General features: G+C 53.6%; 12 protein-coding genes and 1 pseudogene. 10 read left to right on the forward strand and 3 right to left on the reverse strand.

Going from position 1 to position 14,961, the window contains the following annotated elements:
- Nucleotides 1–63: 63 nt before the first annotated feature.
- The 4 genes and pseudogenes from OGY67_RS06625 (at nucleotide 64) to traT (ending at nucleotide 4,333) form a co-directional block, all read left to right on the forward strand.
- Nucleotides 64–768, forward strand: a complete 705-nt coding sequence (locus OGY67_RS06625) for an IS6-like element IS26 family transposase (RefSeq protein ID WP_001067855.1) — start codon at nucleotides 64–66, stop codon at nucleotides 766–768.
- A 46-nt stretch (nucleotides 769–814) separates the two neighbouring features.
- A pseudogene (gene aceF / locus OGY67_RS06630) lies at nucleotides 815–1,807 on the forward strand (dihydrolipoyllysine-residue acetyltransferase); the annotation flags it as partial.
- 175 nt (nucleotides 1,808–1,982) lie between these two features.
- Nucleotides 1,983–3,407, forward strand: coding sequence for a dihydrolipoyl dehydrogenase (lpdA, locus tag OGY67_RS06635; RefSeq protein WP_003829486.1), 1,425 nt, complete (start codon nucleotides 1,983–1,985; stop codon nucleotides 3,405–3,407).
- A gap of 194 nt (nucleotides 3,408–3,601) precedes the next feature.
- A complete protein-coding gene (gene traT, locus OGY67_RS06640) occupies nucleotides 3,602–4,333 on the forward strand; it encodes a conjugal transfer complement resistance protein TraT (RefSeq protein ID WP_048236127.1) in 732 nt (243 codons plus the stop codon).
- A gap of 63 nt (nucleotides 4,334–4,396) precedes the next feature.
- On the opposite strand, the gene OGY67_RS06645 is transcribed toward traT, so the two are convergent.
- Complete coding sequence (locus tag OGY67_RS06645; protein WP_008786213.1) at nucleotides 4,397–5,191, reverse strand: DUF2950 family protein; 795 nt, start codon at nucleotides 5,189–5,191, stop codon at nucleotides 4,397–4,399.
- A 10-nt stretch (nucleotides 5,192–5,201) separates the two neighbouring features.
- Entirely contained in the window at nucleotides 5,202–6,788 is a 1,587-nt protein-coding gene (locus OGY67_RS06650) for a DUF3300 domain-containing protein (RefSeq protein WP_286573806.1), read from the reverse strand.
- 448 nt (nucleotides 6,789–7,236) lie between these two features.
- Here OGY67_RS06650 and acnB point away from each other — a divergent pair, with 448 nt between their 5' ends.
- The 6 genes from acnB to OGY67_RS06680 all read left to right on the forward strand — a co-directional run bounded on the left by acnB (nucleotide 7,237) and on the right by OGY67_RS06680 (nucleotide 14,523).
- Nucleotides 7,237–9,834, forward strand: a complete 2,598-nt coding sequence (acnB, locus tag OGY67_RS06655) for a bifunctional aconitate hydratase 2/2-methylisocitrate dehydratase (protein WP_008786215.1) — start codon at nucleotides 7,237–7,239, stop codon at nucleotides 9,832–9,834.
- A gap of 174 nt (nucleotides 9,835–10,008) precedes the next feature.
- Nucleotides 10,009–10,371 (forward strand): protein YacL, encoded by a 363-nt coding sequence (gene yacL / locus OGY67_RS06660; protein WP_020996227.1) that lies wholly within the window; start codon nucleotides 10,009–10,011, stop codon nucleotides 10,369–10,371.
- Nucleotides 10,372–10,551: 180 nt separating this feature from the next.
- Nucleotides 10,552–11,505 (forward strand): 2-keto-3-deoxygluconate permease 1, encoded by a 954-nt coding sequence (locus OGY67_RS06665; RefSeq protein WP_048214928.1) that lies wholly within the window; start codon nucleotides 10,552–10,554, stop codon nucleotides 11,503–11,505.
- Nucleotides 11,502–12,773, forward strand: a complete 1,272-nt coding sequence (dtnK, locus tag OGY67_RS06670; protein WP_174770696.1) for a D-threonate kinase — start codon at nucleotides 11,502–11,504, stop codon at nucleotides 12,771–12,773. The genes OGY67_RS06665 and dtnK overlap by 4 nt, the downstream gene beginning before the upstream one ends.
- Entirely contained in the window at nucleotides 12,763–13,746 is a 984-nt protein-coding gene (locus tag OGY67_RS06675; protein WP_082196955.1) for a D-threonate 4-phosphate dehydrogenase, read from the forward strand. Before dtnK ends, OGY67_RS06675 begins: the two co-directional genes overlap by 11 nt.
- Nucleotides 13,747–13,755: 9 nt before the next feature.
- On the forward strand, nucleotides 13,756–14,523 hold the full coding sequence (locus OGY67_RS06680) for a DeoR/GlpR family DNA-binding transcription regulator (protein ID WP_032942381.1): 768 nt from the start codon (nucleotides 13,756–13,758) through the stop codon (nucleotides 14,521–14,523).
- Between the two features lie 30 nt (nucleotides 14,524–14,553).
- On the opposite strand, the gene OGY67_RS06685 is transcribed toward OGY67_RS06680, so the two are convergent.
- The gene (locus OGY67_RS06685) at nucleotides 14,554–14,901 is read right to left on the reverse strand and encodes a YacC family pilotin-like protein (RefSeq protein WP_032941691.1); all 348 of its coding nucleotides are present in this window, start codon (nucleotides 14,899–14,901) and stop codon (nucleotides 14,554–14,556) included.
- Between the last annotated feature and the right edge of the window lie 60 nt (nucleotides 14,902–14,961).

Genomic DNA, 14,961 nt, shown 5'->3' on the forward strand with positions numbered 1-14,961 from the left:
GGCACTGTTGCAAATAGTCGGTGGTGATAAACTTATCATCCCCTTTTGCTGATGGAGCTGCACATGAACCCATTCAAAGGCCGGCATTTTCAGCGTGACATCATTCTGTGGGCCGTACGCTGGTACTGCAAATACGGCATCAGTTACCGTGAGCTGCAGGAGATGCTGGCTGAACGCGGAGTGAATGTCGATCACTCCACGATTTACCGCTGGGTTCAGCGTTATGCGCCTGAAATGGAAAAACGGCTGCGCTGGTACTGGCGTAACCCTTCCGATCTTTGCCCGTGGCACATGGATGAAACCTACGTGAAGGTCAATGGCCGCTGGGCGTATCTGTACCGGGCCGTCGACAGCCGGGGCCGCACTGTCGATTTTTATCTCTCCTCCCGTCGTAACAGCAAAGCTGCATACCGGTTTCTGGGTAAAATCCTCAACAACGTGAAGAAGTGGCAGATCCCGCGATTCATCAACACGGATAAAGCGCCCGCCTATGGTCGCGCGCTTGCTCTGCTCAAACGCGAAGGCCGGTGCCCGTCTGACGTTGAACACCGACAGATTAAGTACCGGAACAACGTGATTGAATGCGATCATGGCAAACTGAAACGGATAATCGGCGCCACGCTGGGATTTAAATCCATGAAGACGGCTTACGCCACCATCAAAGGTATTGAGGTGATGCGTGCACTACGCAAAGGCCAGGCCTCAGCATTTTATTATGGTGATCCCCTGGGCGAAATGCGCCTGGTAAGCAGAGTTTTTGAAATGTAAGGCCTTTGAATAAGACAAAAGGCTGCCTCATCGCTAACTTTGCAACAGTGCCCCTGCGCAAGCCGCAGCTCCGGCCGCAAAAGCGGAAGGCAAATCTGAGTTTGCTGAAAACGACGCTTACGTTCATGCAACGCCGCTGATTCGTCGCCTGGCGCGCGAATTCGGTGTGAACCTAGCGAAAGTGAAAGGTTCTGGCCGTAAAGGTCGTATCCTGCGTGAAGACGTTCAGGCTTACGTGAAAGACGCTATCAAGCGTGCTGAAGCGGCTCCGGCTGCAGCAGCAGGTGGCGGTATCCCGGGCATGCTGCCTTGGCCGAAAGTGGACTTCAGCAAGTTTGGTGAAATCGAAGAAGTGGAACTGGGCCGTATCCAGAAAATCTCTGGTGCTAACCTGAGCCGTAACTGGGTGATGATCCCGCACGTTACTCACTTCGATAAGACCGATATCACCGATCTGGAAGCGTTCCGTAAACAGCAGAACGCCGAAGCTGAAAAACGTAAACTGGACGTGAAATTCACCCCAGTAGTCTTCATCATGAAAGCCGTTGCCGCAGCTCTGGAACAGATGCCGCGCTTCAACAGCTCCCTGTCTGAAGACGGTCAGCGCCTGACCCTGAAGAAATACATCAACATCGGTGTAGCGGTTGATACTCCGAATGGTCTGGTTGTTCCGGTCTTCAAAGACGTGAACAAGAAGAGCATTACCGAGCTGTCTCGTGAACTGACCGTGATCTCCAAGAAAGCGCGTGATGGCAAGCTGACCGCTGGCGAAATGCAGGGCGGTTGCTTCACCATCTCGAGCATCGGTGGCCTGGGTACTACCCACTTCGCGCCGATTGTGAACGCGCCGGAAGTGGCTATCCTCGGTGTCTCCAAGTCCTCTATGGAGCCAGTGTGGAACGGTAAAGAGTTTATGCCGCGTCTGATGATGCCGATTTCGCTCTCCTTCGACCACCGTGTAATTGACGGTGCGGATGGTGCGCGCTTTATCACCATCATCAACAACATGCTGTCTGACATTCGCCGCCTGGTGATGTAAGCGAAAAAGCCGGCCCGACGGCCGGCTTTTTTCTGGTAATCTCATGAAGTCAGTGAGGTTATTGTGCGAAAGACAAATCGGTTGCCGTTTGTTGTTTCAAAATTGTTAACAATTTTGTAAAATACGGGCGGATAGAACGACCCGCTGGACGACGGGTATAAATTAAGAGGTCATGATGAGCACTGAAATCAAAACTCAGGTCGTGGTACTTGGGGCAGGCCCTGCAGGTTACTCTGCTGCCTTCCGTTGCGCAGATTTAGGTCTGGAGACCGTCATCGTAGAACGTTACAGCACCCTTGGCGGTGTTTGTCTGAACGTCGGCTGTATCCCTTCTAAAGCGCTGCTGCACGTAGCAAAAGTTATCGAAGAAGCCAAAGCGCTGGCTGAACACGGTATCGTTTTTGGCGAGCCGAAAACCGATATCGACAAGATTCGTACCTGGAAAGAAAAAGTTATCACTCAACTGACCGGCGGTCTGGCGGGTATGGCCAAAGGCCGTAAAGTGAAAGTGGTTAACGGTCTGGGTAAATTTACCGGGGCAAACACCCTGGAAGTTGAAGGCGAAAACGGCAAAACCGTGATCAACTTCGACAACGCAATCATCGCGGCGGGTTCCCGTCCGATCGAACTGCCGTTTATTCCGCATGAAGATCCGCGCGTGTGGGATTCCACCGATGCACTGGAACTGAAAACTGTTCCTAAGCGCCTGCTGGTAATGGGCGGCGGTATCATCGGTCTGGAAATGGGTACCGTGTACCATGCGCTGGGTTCAGAGATCGACGTGGTTGAAATGTTCGACCAGGTTATCCCGGCTGCCGACAAAGACGTGGTTAAAGTCTTCACCAAGCGCATCAGCAAGAAGTTCAACCTGATGCTGGAAACCAAAGTGACCGCCGTTGAAGCGAAAGAAGACGGTATCTACGTTTCCATGGAAGGCAAAAAAGCCCCTGCCGAAGCTCAGCGTTACGATGCTGTGCTGGTCGCTATCGGTCGTGTACCGAACGGTAAAAACCTCGACGCGGGCAAAGCTGGCGTGGAAGTTGACGACCGTGGCTTCATCCGCGTTGACAAACAGCTGCGCACCAACGTGCCGCACATCTTTGCTATCGGCGATATCGTCGGTCAGCCGATGCTGGCACACAAAGGTGTTCATGAAGGTCATGTTGCCGCTGAAGTTATCGCCGGCAAGAAACACTACTTCGATCCGAAAGTTATCCCATCCATTGCATACACTGAACCAGAAGTTGCATGGGTTGGTCTGACCGAGAAAGAAGCGAAAGAAAAAGGCATTAGCTACGAAACCGCCACCTTCCCGTGGGCTGCTTCTGGCCGTGCTATCGCTTCCGATTGCGCAGACGGTATGACCAAACTGATTTTCGACAAAGAATCTCACCGTGTTATCGGTGGTGCGATTGTCGGTACCAACGGCGGCGAGCTGCTGGGCGAAATCGGTCTGGCGATCGAAATGGGTTGTGACGCAGAAGATATCGCGCTGACCATCCACGCGCACCCGACTCTGCACGAGTCCGTTGGCCTGGCGGCAGAAATCTTTGAAGGTAGCATTACCGACCTGCCAAACCCGAAAGCGAAGAAAAAGTAATCTTCCCGCTTTTGTGAAAACGCCTCTTCGGAGGCGTTTTTTTTGCCTGAAAACTACCAGTTTTAGTAGTCATCTCATTGATATTTCCACTAAAAAAAATTGCGCAACTGCCGATACTTTTTTCGCCATTGTGTGGCTACTGGCCGCACGGAGAAGAGGCTCTGGACTCTCTATTACACGAAAAAGGAAAATACATGTCTTTAAAAAAAATCGCGGTTGTTGGCATGGTTGTCGCGACAATGACGCTGACCGGTTGTGGTGCGATGACCACCGCCGTTAAAAAACGTAACCTTGAAGTGAAAACGCAGATGAGTGAAACCATCTGGCTGGAGCCTTCCAGCGAGAAGACCGTTTACATTCAGGTAAAAAACACCTCTGACAAAGACATGAGTAACCTGCAAACCCTGCTGGCAAATGACCTGTCAGCGAAGGGGTATAAAGTGACCAGTTCGCCAGACAGCGCTTATTACTGGGTACAGGCGAACGTGTTGAAAGCGGACAAAATGGATCTGCGTGAAGCTCAAGGCTTCCTGAAAACGGGTTACGAAGGTGCCGCGATGGGCGCAGCGCTGGGCGCGGGGATTACCGCTTATAACAGCAACTCCTCTGGTGCGGCGCTGGGTGTTGGTATCGCGGCGGGGCTGATCGGCATGGCCGCGGATGCGATGGTGGAAGACGTTAACTACACCATGGTTACTGACCTGCAAATCTCTGAACGCAGCAAAGCGAAAGTGACAACGGATAATGTTGCTGCATTGCGTCAAGGGACATCTGGCATCAAGCTGCAAACCAGCAGCGCGCAAGGCGATCGCGCAAAATACCAGACCCGCGTTGTGTCTAATGCTAACAAAGTGAATCTGAAGTTCGAAGAAGCGAAGCCGGTGTTGGAAGCTCAATTGGCGAAATCTGTCGCTAACATCCTGTAATTTGTTGCGGGTTGCCGGGGGGCGGCTATGCCTTACCCGGCCTACTAACCTTCCGACTCGGTATCAGGGCGCTACAGGTTGCCAGTTTTTATCCGGATGGAATGTGGTTAACGCTTGTGCTTTCTGCTGTGATTCAACACCGAGATCGGCCTGGTAGACTTTGTCTTCACCGTTAATCATAAAACTCATCACGCCGGTGTGATCGTAGCTAACGGGCCAGGCTACCATGGCAAAACCGCTGGTTTTATCGGGAAGGATCCGGAAGCGATAGCCGTGATAGCCCATGCCCGGCTCCTGTGGACTGAAGGCTGGGCCAAGCGGGCTTGGCGCTTCGCCCGGCGAAACAGGCCAGTACAGACCATCCTTTTTCCCTTCAGAACTGACAATCTTTTGCGCGTATTTCTGGTTCATCGCAAAATAGCTCTGCTGAGCATCCACATAGGCGTGCAACGCCTCGATGGCAGCAAGTTCGTTGCGTCCAATCTCACGGGTCAGGATCTCTTCGGCCGCTTCCTTGATATCAAATTGCCAGCCTGAAGCGTTTTTGACGACCGGGATTGGCAGTTGCCAGTCGCTGTCCCCAACCACAAGATGCGCCGTATTGCCGTCGATGACAGTGCTATGGCGTACCTTCCAGTCACGCAGGAAGCGATCAACTGCATCAGGATCGACGCCTTCTGGCGGCAGAAAATCACGCCAGTTTTCCCCGAGCAGGTTGCTCATTGCACTTTCATTTTGCTCACTGATAGCGTTTGCCAGCGCATCTGTTGCCTGGTCTGGTGTGCTGAAGGATTGTTGTGCCATCGCGGTGGCCGAAACCATGAACAACACCATTCCACTGAGTAGTTTATTTTTCATGTCGGTTCCCTTAACGATGACGGAATTCACGGTGTTCAGCACGCCCGCCAGAAGGCTGGCGCGATGGCTGATTACGGGCGACCTGCCGGCTCTGGGCACCTCGCTGTTGCTGTGCCTGCCAGTTGGCGGAGCGACTGTCGTTACCGCTCAGCGCATTGGCGCGTGGCTGGCTGGTTCGCTGTTGAAGATTGCGCTGTTGCACATTGCGTTGTTGTGCCGGTTGCGTGACCCGTTTCTCCTGTCGCTGGGCGACTGCCTGGCGATTCTCACGCTGCTGAGTGCTCGTCCGCTTCGCGGTGTGCGGTTTGGTATCGTAACCGCGGTAGTTATTACGTTGGGAAATTTGCTTCAGCTGTTGATTCGATGCCTGACGCTGGGCGTCTTTCGTGCCCGAGCGTGCCGTCTGCGGGAATGTTTTCCCCGTCGATTTTTCCATTTGGCTCATCGCGGCCTGGCGCTGGTTATCACGGTTGACCGGTCTTTGCTGGGTCGAACTTAATCCGGTTGCCGTGTTAGTGGGGTGGAAGCGGTTATTGAGCTGGCTATTTGGGTAAGGCACACCCTCACGGTAGGCCGGGTTATGCTGCCAGGTACGGTTGGCATCTGTCAGGCGCTGACCACTGATTTTATTGAAGTTATCAACGTTAATGTTGATGTTGTTATCACCGTTGCGGTTATAGCCGCCATGGTTATCCCAGTCATCATTATGATGGTGGTCGTCGTCGTCATCCCAGTCGATGTTGCTGAAGATGGCATAGGTTGTGGCGACACCAAGGCTGAAGCCTAAACCATTGACGAAGCTGTTACCAAATTGCTCACCGGGCGTTGGTGGCAGATAGGTTGGCGGATAGGCGGTATTCGGCCAGGTACCGTAAACCGTGTTCGGGTTATAGGTTGGAACATACACCACCTGCGGATCGGCGGATTCAATCTTGATGACCGTAGGGCTTGTCGTGGTGGTAGTGCTGGTTGTTGACGTGCTGGTGGCGGTTTTCGCCGGTGCCGCTTTGGTCACGGTGGTGACGGTCTGTTGCGGTGTTGATTGCAGCGCGCCGGTTTGTTGCGCCAGCGCGCGCAGACGTTGAACGGAATCCATGACGTCTTTCGGCTGTGCGAGGAAAGCATCGCCCAGACTTTGTACCCACGGCGGATTTTCACCCATCAGCGACATCAACTGAGGAAAAGCGACCAGCGATTTCACGCTGGGATCCCAGGGCTGGCTGGCAACGGCCTGAATGGCGGCATCGCCCTGCATTTTGGGATTGTCTTTTGACCACTGTGCGGCCTGGATGACGTTAGCCGGATAGGTTGAGGCCATCAAAATTTGCGACAGCAGCGAGTCTGGATAGAGCGCGATAGGTGCAACCCACTGATCGATTTGTGCTGCTGAGTAGGTTGGTGCCACGGCGGGTGCAGTTTGCTCTACCGGGGCGGGGGCCGCTACGGGAGCTGGGGCCGGTGTTGACGGTTGCTGCGCAACGGGGGCCGGAGCAGCAGGCTCCGTTGTGCGACTTTTAACAAACATCACGCCAGAGGCGGCAAACAGCCCGGCACTGCACAAAAGGACAAGCAGATGTGGCTTAAGGGGCAACTTCATAAAATGACTCCAACGAGACGAGCGCTGTGCCGTGAGGCGTTCCTGTTGCCGCGAGTATTATTCACCCGTGTTAGACAGTTTTGACTTTTATGGTTGATTCACCAGATACGTCCGGAAAAAGAGTGTGAGTATTTATTACACAATTATATGTGATGGCGGAAAAATCGCTGGAATATTCAGCCGATCGCGCTTGAAAATTAACCGTTTATGGGCGATTTTAAGCTGACTTAATTTCGCCTCACCTTGTCGCTATACCATTCTTAACGATTCAGCCAATTTTTTATGTTGCTTTTTTGTAAACGGATTAACACTTAATGAAAATCCTGTTATTGTGCCTTATGCGGTACCGGGCATTTACCCTACTAACTACTGTCTCACAGGAGCGTGAAGAGAATCGCCCATCTACAAAAGCGCCGCATTATGACAATGAGAGCGAGGAGATATCGTCGTGCTAGAAGAATACCGTAAGCACGTAGCTGAGCGTGCTGCCCAGGGGATTGTGCCAAAACCTTTAGACGCAACCCAAATGGCTGCACTTGTCGAGCTGCTGAAGACCCCGCCTGTGGGCGAAGAAGAATTCCTGTTAGACCTGTTGATCAACCGCGTTCCTCCTGGCGTAGATGAAGCCGCTTATGTTAAAGCTGGTTTTCTCGCCGCTGTCGCAAAAGGCGACACCACCTCCCCGCTGGTTACCCCAGAAAAAGCCATTGAACTGCTGGGCACTATGCAGGGTGGCTACAACATTCATCCGCTGATCGACGCGCTGGACGATGCAAAACTGGCACCGATTGCCGCCAAAGCGCTCTCTTCAACGCTGCTGATGTTCGATAACTTCTACGATGTGGAAGAAAAAGCCAAAGCGGGCAACGAATATGCGAAGCAGGTAATGCAATCCTGGGCTGATGCCGAATGGTTCCTGAACCGTCCGGCTCTGGCTGAAAAAATCACCGTTACCGTCTTCAAAGTGACGGGTGAAACCAACACCGATGACCTTTCTCCGGCACCGGATGCATGGTCTCGCCCGGATATCCCTCTGCACGCGCTGGCGATGCTGAAAAACGCCCGTGAAGGTATCGAACCGGATCAGCCGGGCGTGGTTGGCCCGATCAAACAGATCGAAGAATTGCAGAAAAAAGGTTACCCGCTGGCTTATGTGGGTGATGTTGTCGGTACCGGTTCTTCGCGTAAATCCGCAACCAACTCCGTGCTGTGGTTCATGGGTGACGACATTCCTCATGTGCCGAACAAGCGCGGCGGCGGCCTGTGCCTCGGCGGAAAAATTGCACCTATCTTCTTCAACACCATGGAAGATGCGGGCGCACTGCCGATTGAAGTGGACGTGTCGAACATGAACATGGGCGACGTGATTGACGTTTACCCGTTCAAAGGCGAAGTACGCAACCACGAAACCGGCGAACTGCTGGCAAGCTTTGAGCTGAAAACCGAAGTCCTGATCGACGAAGTACGCGCCGGTGGCCGTATCCCGCTGATCATCGGTCGTGGCCTGACTACCAAGGCGCGCGAAGCGCTGGGTCTGCCGCACAGTGACGTATTCCGTCAGGCGAAAGACGTGGCGGAAAGCAGCCGTGGCTTCTCCCTGGCACAAAAAATGGTTGGCCGTGCCTGCGGCGTGAAAGGCATCCGTCCGGGCGCGTACTGCGAACCGAAGATGACCTCCGTCGGTTCTCAGGATACTACTGGCCCTATGACCCGTGACGAACTGAAAGACCTGGCGTGCCTGGGCTTCTCGTCTGACCTGGTGATGCAGTCCTTCTGCCACACTGCGGCGTATCCGAAGCCGGTTGACGTGAACACGCATCACACGCTGCCAGACTTCATCATGAACCGCGGCGGTGTGTCGCTGCGTCCGGGCGACGGCGTTATTCACTCCTGGCTGAATCGCATGCTGCTGCCGGATACCGTAGGTACCGGTGGTGACTCCCATACCCGTTTCCCTATCGGGATTTCCTTCCCGGCAGGTTCTGGTCTGGTGGCGTTTGCTGCTGCGACCGGCGTGATGCCGCTGGATATGCCGGAATCCGTTCTGGTGCGTTTCAAAGGCAAAATGCAGCCGGGTATCACCCTGCGCGATCTGGTACACGCCATCCCGCTGTACGCGATCAAACAGGGTCTGCTGACCGTTGAGAAGAAAGGTAAGAAGAACATCTTCTCTGGTCGCATTCTTGAAATCGAAGGTCTGCCGGATCTCAAAGTGGAGCAGGCGTTCGAATTAACCGACGCCTCCGCTGAACGTTCTGCTGCCGGTTGTACCATTAAGCTGAACAAAGAGCCGATCGTTGAGTATCTGAGCTCTAACATCGTTCTGCTGAAGTGGATGATCGCAGAAGGTTACGGCGATCGCCGTACGCTGGAACGTCGTGTGCAGGGCATGGAAAAATGGCTGGCGGATCCGCAGTTGCTGGAAGCCGACGCTGACGCAGAATACGCGGCAGTGATCGACATCGATCTGGCGGATATCAAAGAGCCAATCCTGTGTGCACCGAACGATCCGGACGATGCGCGTCTGCTGTCTGACGTACAGGGCGAGAAGATCGACGAAGTGTTCATCGGCTCCTGCATGACTAATATCGGCCACTTCCGTGCCGCTGGTAAGCTGCTGGATGCGCACAAAGGCCAACTGCCAACGCGTCTGTGGGTGGCTCCGCCAACCCGTATGGATGCGGCACAGCTGACCGAAGAAGGTTATTACAGCGTGTTCGGTAAGAGCGGTGCGCGTATCGAAATTCCAGGCTGCTCTCTGTGCATGGGTAACCAGGCGCGTGTAGCCGACGGCGCAACGGTGGTGTCGACCTCTACCCGTAACTTCCCGAACCGTTTAGGTACCGGGGCGAACGTCTACCTGGCTTCTGCGGAGCTGGCGGCGGTTGCGGCGCTGATCGGCAAACTGCCGACGGCGGAAGAGTACCAGACCTATGTGGCACAGGTGGATAAAACTGCCGTAGATACTTACCGTTATCTGAACTTCGACCAGCTGTCTCAGTACACCGAGAAAGCCGATGGTGTGATTTTCCAGACCGCGGTGTAATGCCCTAAAGCATTTTGTGTAAAAACGCATCAATGCCCGGAGAAGTCTGCTTCTCCGGGCATTTTTATTTCTATTCCTTATACCCACTACGCTTTTTTTCTGCCGCGCTGCTGCGATAATTACAGCAAGGCGCAATGCGGTATTGGCGCATTGCCGGGAGTAGAGGAAGACATTATGGATTACGAATTTCTGCGCGATATTACCGGGGTGGTAAAAGTGCGTATGTCCATGGGCCACGAGGTGGTGGGGCACTGGTTTAATGAGGAAGTGAAAGAAAACCTGGCCTTACTTGATGAAGTGGAACAGGCAGCGCGTGCGGTTAAGGGCAGTGAGCGCTCCTGGCAGCGAGCAGGGCATGAATACACGCTCTGGCTGGATGGCGAAGAAGTGATGGTTCGCGCTAATCAGCTGGAGTTCTCTGGCGATGAGATGGAAGAGGGGATGAGCTACTACGACGAAGAAAGTTTTTCGCTCTGTGGTGTAGAGGACTTTCTTCAGGTTGTGGCGGCATACCGCGAATTTGTGCATCAATCCTGAGATATTTCAGATATCAATGAAGCCGGGTGAGACAAACCCGGCTTTTTTTTCATCCGAATGATTATTTGATTTTTATTAATCATTCAAAAACTGTGATCTGCCGCGTTTGTGATCTTATTTTGATTGAATATAATCGTTGTGATTTTATTTAATCACAACATAACAACAGGCGGGAAGACCATGAACATCAAGAAGGCAATAGAACGCGTACCCGGCGGCATGATGGTTGTGCCGTTGGTTATCGGTGCCATTATCAACACTTTTGCCCCGCAGGCGTTGCAGATCGGTGGATTCACCACTGCTTTATTTAAGAATGGCGCGGCTCCCTTGATTGGCGCGTTCCTGCTCTGTATGGGCGCGGGAATTAGCGTAAAGGCGGCGCCGCAAGCTTTGCTACAAGGCGGCACGATTACGCTGACCAAGTTATTGGTCGCGATTGCAATTGGTCTCGGGGTTGAACACCTGTTTGGCGCGGAAGGCATCTTTGGCTTAAGCGGTGTTGCCATTATTGCGGCAATGAGTAACTCCAATGGCGGGCTTTACGCGGCGCTGGTTGGCGAGTTTGGCAATGAACGCGATGTTGGCGCGATCTCCATTTTGTCTCTGAATGACGGACCTTTCTTTACCATGATCGCGCTGGGCGCGGCGGGTATGGCAAATATTCCTATCATGGCGCTGGTGGCGGTTCTTGTTCCGTTGGTGGTTGGCATGATCCTCGGTAACCTCGACGCTAATATGCGTGACTTCCTGACCAAAGGTGGTCCACTGCTTATTCCTTTCTTTGCATTTGCACTTGGAGCCGGTATTAACCTGGAAATGCTGCTGCAAGGCGGTCTGGCGGGCATTCTGCTGGGTGTGCTGACCACCTTTGTGGGCGGCTTCTTTAACATTCGTGCCGATCGTCTGGTTGGCGGGAGTGGTATTGCTGGTGCTGCGGCATCCAGTACGGCGGGGAACGCCGTCGCGACGCCACTGGCCATAGCACAGGCCGATCCCTCGCTGGCAGAGGTTGCCGCTGCGGCAGCGCCGCTGATCGCTGCGTCAGTCATTACAACCGCCATTCTGACGCCAATTCTTACGTCGTGGGTCGCGAAAAGGCAGTCTCGTCAGACTGTGCAGGAGAAGAAAGCATGAAAATGATCGTTATCGCCGATGACTTTACGGGCTCTAACGATACCGGCGTACAGCTGGCGAAAAAAGGGGCGCGTACCGAAGTAATGCTGACCCCAGCGCAGAAACCGTCGCGCCGCGCCGATGTTCTGGTCATCAATACGGAAAGCCGGGCGATGCTGGCAACGCAGGCCGCCGCGGCTGTACAACAAGCGTTAGCGCCATGGTGTGAGGGCGAAGCAACACCGCTGGTATACAAAAAAATAGACTCGACATTTCGTGGCAATGTGGGGGCTGAAGTCACTGCAGCCATGCGTACAGCCGGTCGGACGCTGGCCGTGATTGCGGCGGCAATTCCTGCTGCCGGGCGCACCACGCAGGATGGCTTGTGCCTGGTCCATGGTGTGCCGCTGCTGGAAACGGAATTCGCCAGCGATCCAAAAACGCCTATTCACTCTTCGCGTATTGCTGAACTGGTCGCGCTGCAAAGCGATGTCCCTGTACATGAGGTGTCGCTGGTGGATGTGCGTCGGGGAAGTTTGAGTGCGCTGCTGAGTGCTTTTGCAAAAGCCGGCGAATGTATGGTGGTGGTGGATGCCGTGGAAGAGCGAGATCTCGCGCTCATTGCGCAGGCGGTTTGTGAGCAAAAACAGATGCCGCTGCTCGTAGGGGCGGCAGGGCTGGCCAATGCGCTACCGGCCGCAACGTTTATGCAAGAGAAGCAGGAATTACCGGTGTTGGTTGTGGCTGGCTCAATGAGTGAGGCAACGCGACGTCAGGTGGAAAAAGCAGTGTGTCAGGGCCGGGCAAAAGTCGTTGATATCGATGCCGCGCGGTTGGTTGCATCGTCATTTGCACAGGAAATGGACTCTGTTATTGAACAGGCTTGCGCGCAACTGAGCCAGCAGCAGCACACGATCTTACGCACCAGTCGATGTGCAGAAGACCGGGACATGATCGACACGCTGTGTTTCAACGTGGGGATGAGTCGCCAGCAGTTGGGAGAACTGCTGAGCCAGCGTCTAGGGGAGATAACGCTGCGCATTATTGAACAAGCACGTATCGGCGGATTGTTCCTGACCGGAGGCGATATTGCCACGGCGGTCGCCAGTGCGTTGGGTGCTGAAGGGTATCGCATCCACAGTGAGGTCGCCCCCTGTATTCCGTGCGGAACGTTTGTGAATAGCGAGATTGACGACTTGCCGGTTATTACCAAAGCGGGTGGATTCGGTTCTGATACGACCCTTTGCGATGCGCTGTATTTTATTGAGGAGATGTACCGTGGTAACTAAAACAATTGCGATTACGATGGGAGACCCGGCGGGGATTGGTCCGGAAATTATTGTTAAAGCGCTACGCGAAGATGAACTTAATGGTGCACCGCTGGTGGTGGTTGGGTGCCTAAAAACGCTGCAGCGGTTACAGGCTCAGGGGCTGGCTGACGGAGTAACATTTCGCGCTATTGAACAGGTCGCCGATGCCAGATTCACGCCAGATACGATTCATGTGATTGATGAACCGCTGGCGAAACCTGACGAACTGCTCCCAGGTACAGTGCAGGCGCAGGCGGGCGATCTGGCCTATCGCTGTGTGAAGCGGGCGACTGAACTGGCGATGAAGGGGGATGTACATGCCATCGCGACCGCGCCGTTGAACAAAGAAGCGCTGCATCTCGGCGGACACAATTATCCTGGACATACCGAACTGCTGGCAACGCTGACCGAAAGCCGCGACTATGCGATGGTGCTGTACACCGATAAGCTGAAAGTTATCCATGTTTCGACGCATATCGCACTGCGCAAATTCCTTGATACGCTCAATGGGCAACGTGTCGAAACGGTGATTGGTATCGCGGATACCTTCCTGAAGCGCGTAGGCTTTGCACACCCGCGTATTGCCGTTGCGGGGGTGAATCCACATGCCGGAGAGAATGGCCTGTTTGGCGATGAGGAAATTCGTATTGTCGGACCCGCGATTGAGAATATGAAAGCGAAGGGGATGGATGTTTACGGTCCGTGCCCGCCGGATACCGTGTTTTTACAGGCTTATGAAGGTCAGTATGACATGGTGGTGGCGATGTACCACGATCAGGGGCATATCCCGCTGAAATTGCTGGGTTTCTATGATGGTGTAAATATCACAGCAGGTTTACCGTTTATTCGTACCTCTGCCGATCACGGTACGGCATTTGATATCGCCTGGACGGGAAAAGCAAAATCTGAGAGCATGGCCGTATCGATCAAACTGGCAATGCAACTGGCGTAATTTACTGTTATGAAAGGGCAACACCGTCTGGATAAGATTGTGGCGTATTTGAAAAATCATACGCTGGTTACCGTGGAACAGTTGGTTGACGCGGTTGACGCCTCTCCAGCAACGATCAGGCGCGATCTCATCAAGCTGGATGAACAGGGTGTGATCAGCCGCAGCCACGGCGGTGTTGCGTTACGACGCTTTGAAGCGGCGCAGCCAACCACAAACGAAAAGCAACTGCGATCGCCTGCTGAGAAACGGGCGATTGCGCGTTTTGCCGCCTCAATGGTGCGTGCGGGTGATGCCGTGGTGCTTGATGCCGGTACCACAATGCTGGAGCTGGCAAAATGTCTGACGCATTTGCCGCTGAGAGTGATTACCGTTGATCTGCATATTGCCCTGTTTTTGTCAGAATTCCGTCAGATAGAGGTGACGATCGTCGGTGGACGCATCGATGACAGCAGCCAGTCCTGTATTGGTGAGTTTGGCCGGAAAATGTTGCGCAGCGTCTATCCTGATATTGCTTTTATGAGCTGTAACACCTGGAGTATGGAAAAGGGTGTAACCACGCCAACGGAAGACAAAGCGGGATTAAAGCAGGAAATTATTGCGAATGCCCAACGGAAGGTATTGCTGGCGGATAGCAGTAAGTACGGCGCACATTCGTTATTTAACGTCGCGCCGCTTAGTTGCTTTACCGATGTTGTTACCGATGTGAATCTACCGCCAAACGCGCAGGCTGAATTAAAAGCGCAATCCGTTGCCCTGACGCTGGTACAGCCAGAGTAACTGCACTCTCAACCCTGATTGCGCCGGAGATTATTTAACGTAGGCCAGCAGGCTCAGAGAGTCACGCGCCAGCGCTTTGCATTTCTTTGCTGTTGGGATGCCGATACCGCTGAGATCGCGGTAGCTGTCTTCACCCAGCGCTTTCATATTGAAGGTGTCGTAATTACTCAGGTCCCACTGGTTTTGCTGGGCAAAAAAGACCAGTGCGCGACGAATCTGCCCATTAGGCAAATTCTGGTATCCACAGTCATTTTTCAGAAAAACAAAAACTGCCGTTAAATCGGCCATATCTTCGGCTTCGGACTCGCTGAGCGCGTAGCTATTTGCGCATACGGCCATCAGGGTGCCGAACAAAACTGTTCTGAAAAACGTCTTCATTGCTTCTACCACTGCATCACGGAATTTAAACGTTAGCATACTGCGAGCGAAGCGACGACC

Origin of the sequence: Citrobacter sp. Cpo015, assembly GCF_030333035.1 — a bacterium.
Taxonomy (GTDB): domain Bacteria; phylum Pseudomonadota; class Gammaproteobacteria; order Enterobacterales; family Enterobacteriaceae; genus Citrobacter; species Citrobacter portucalensis.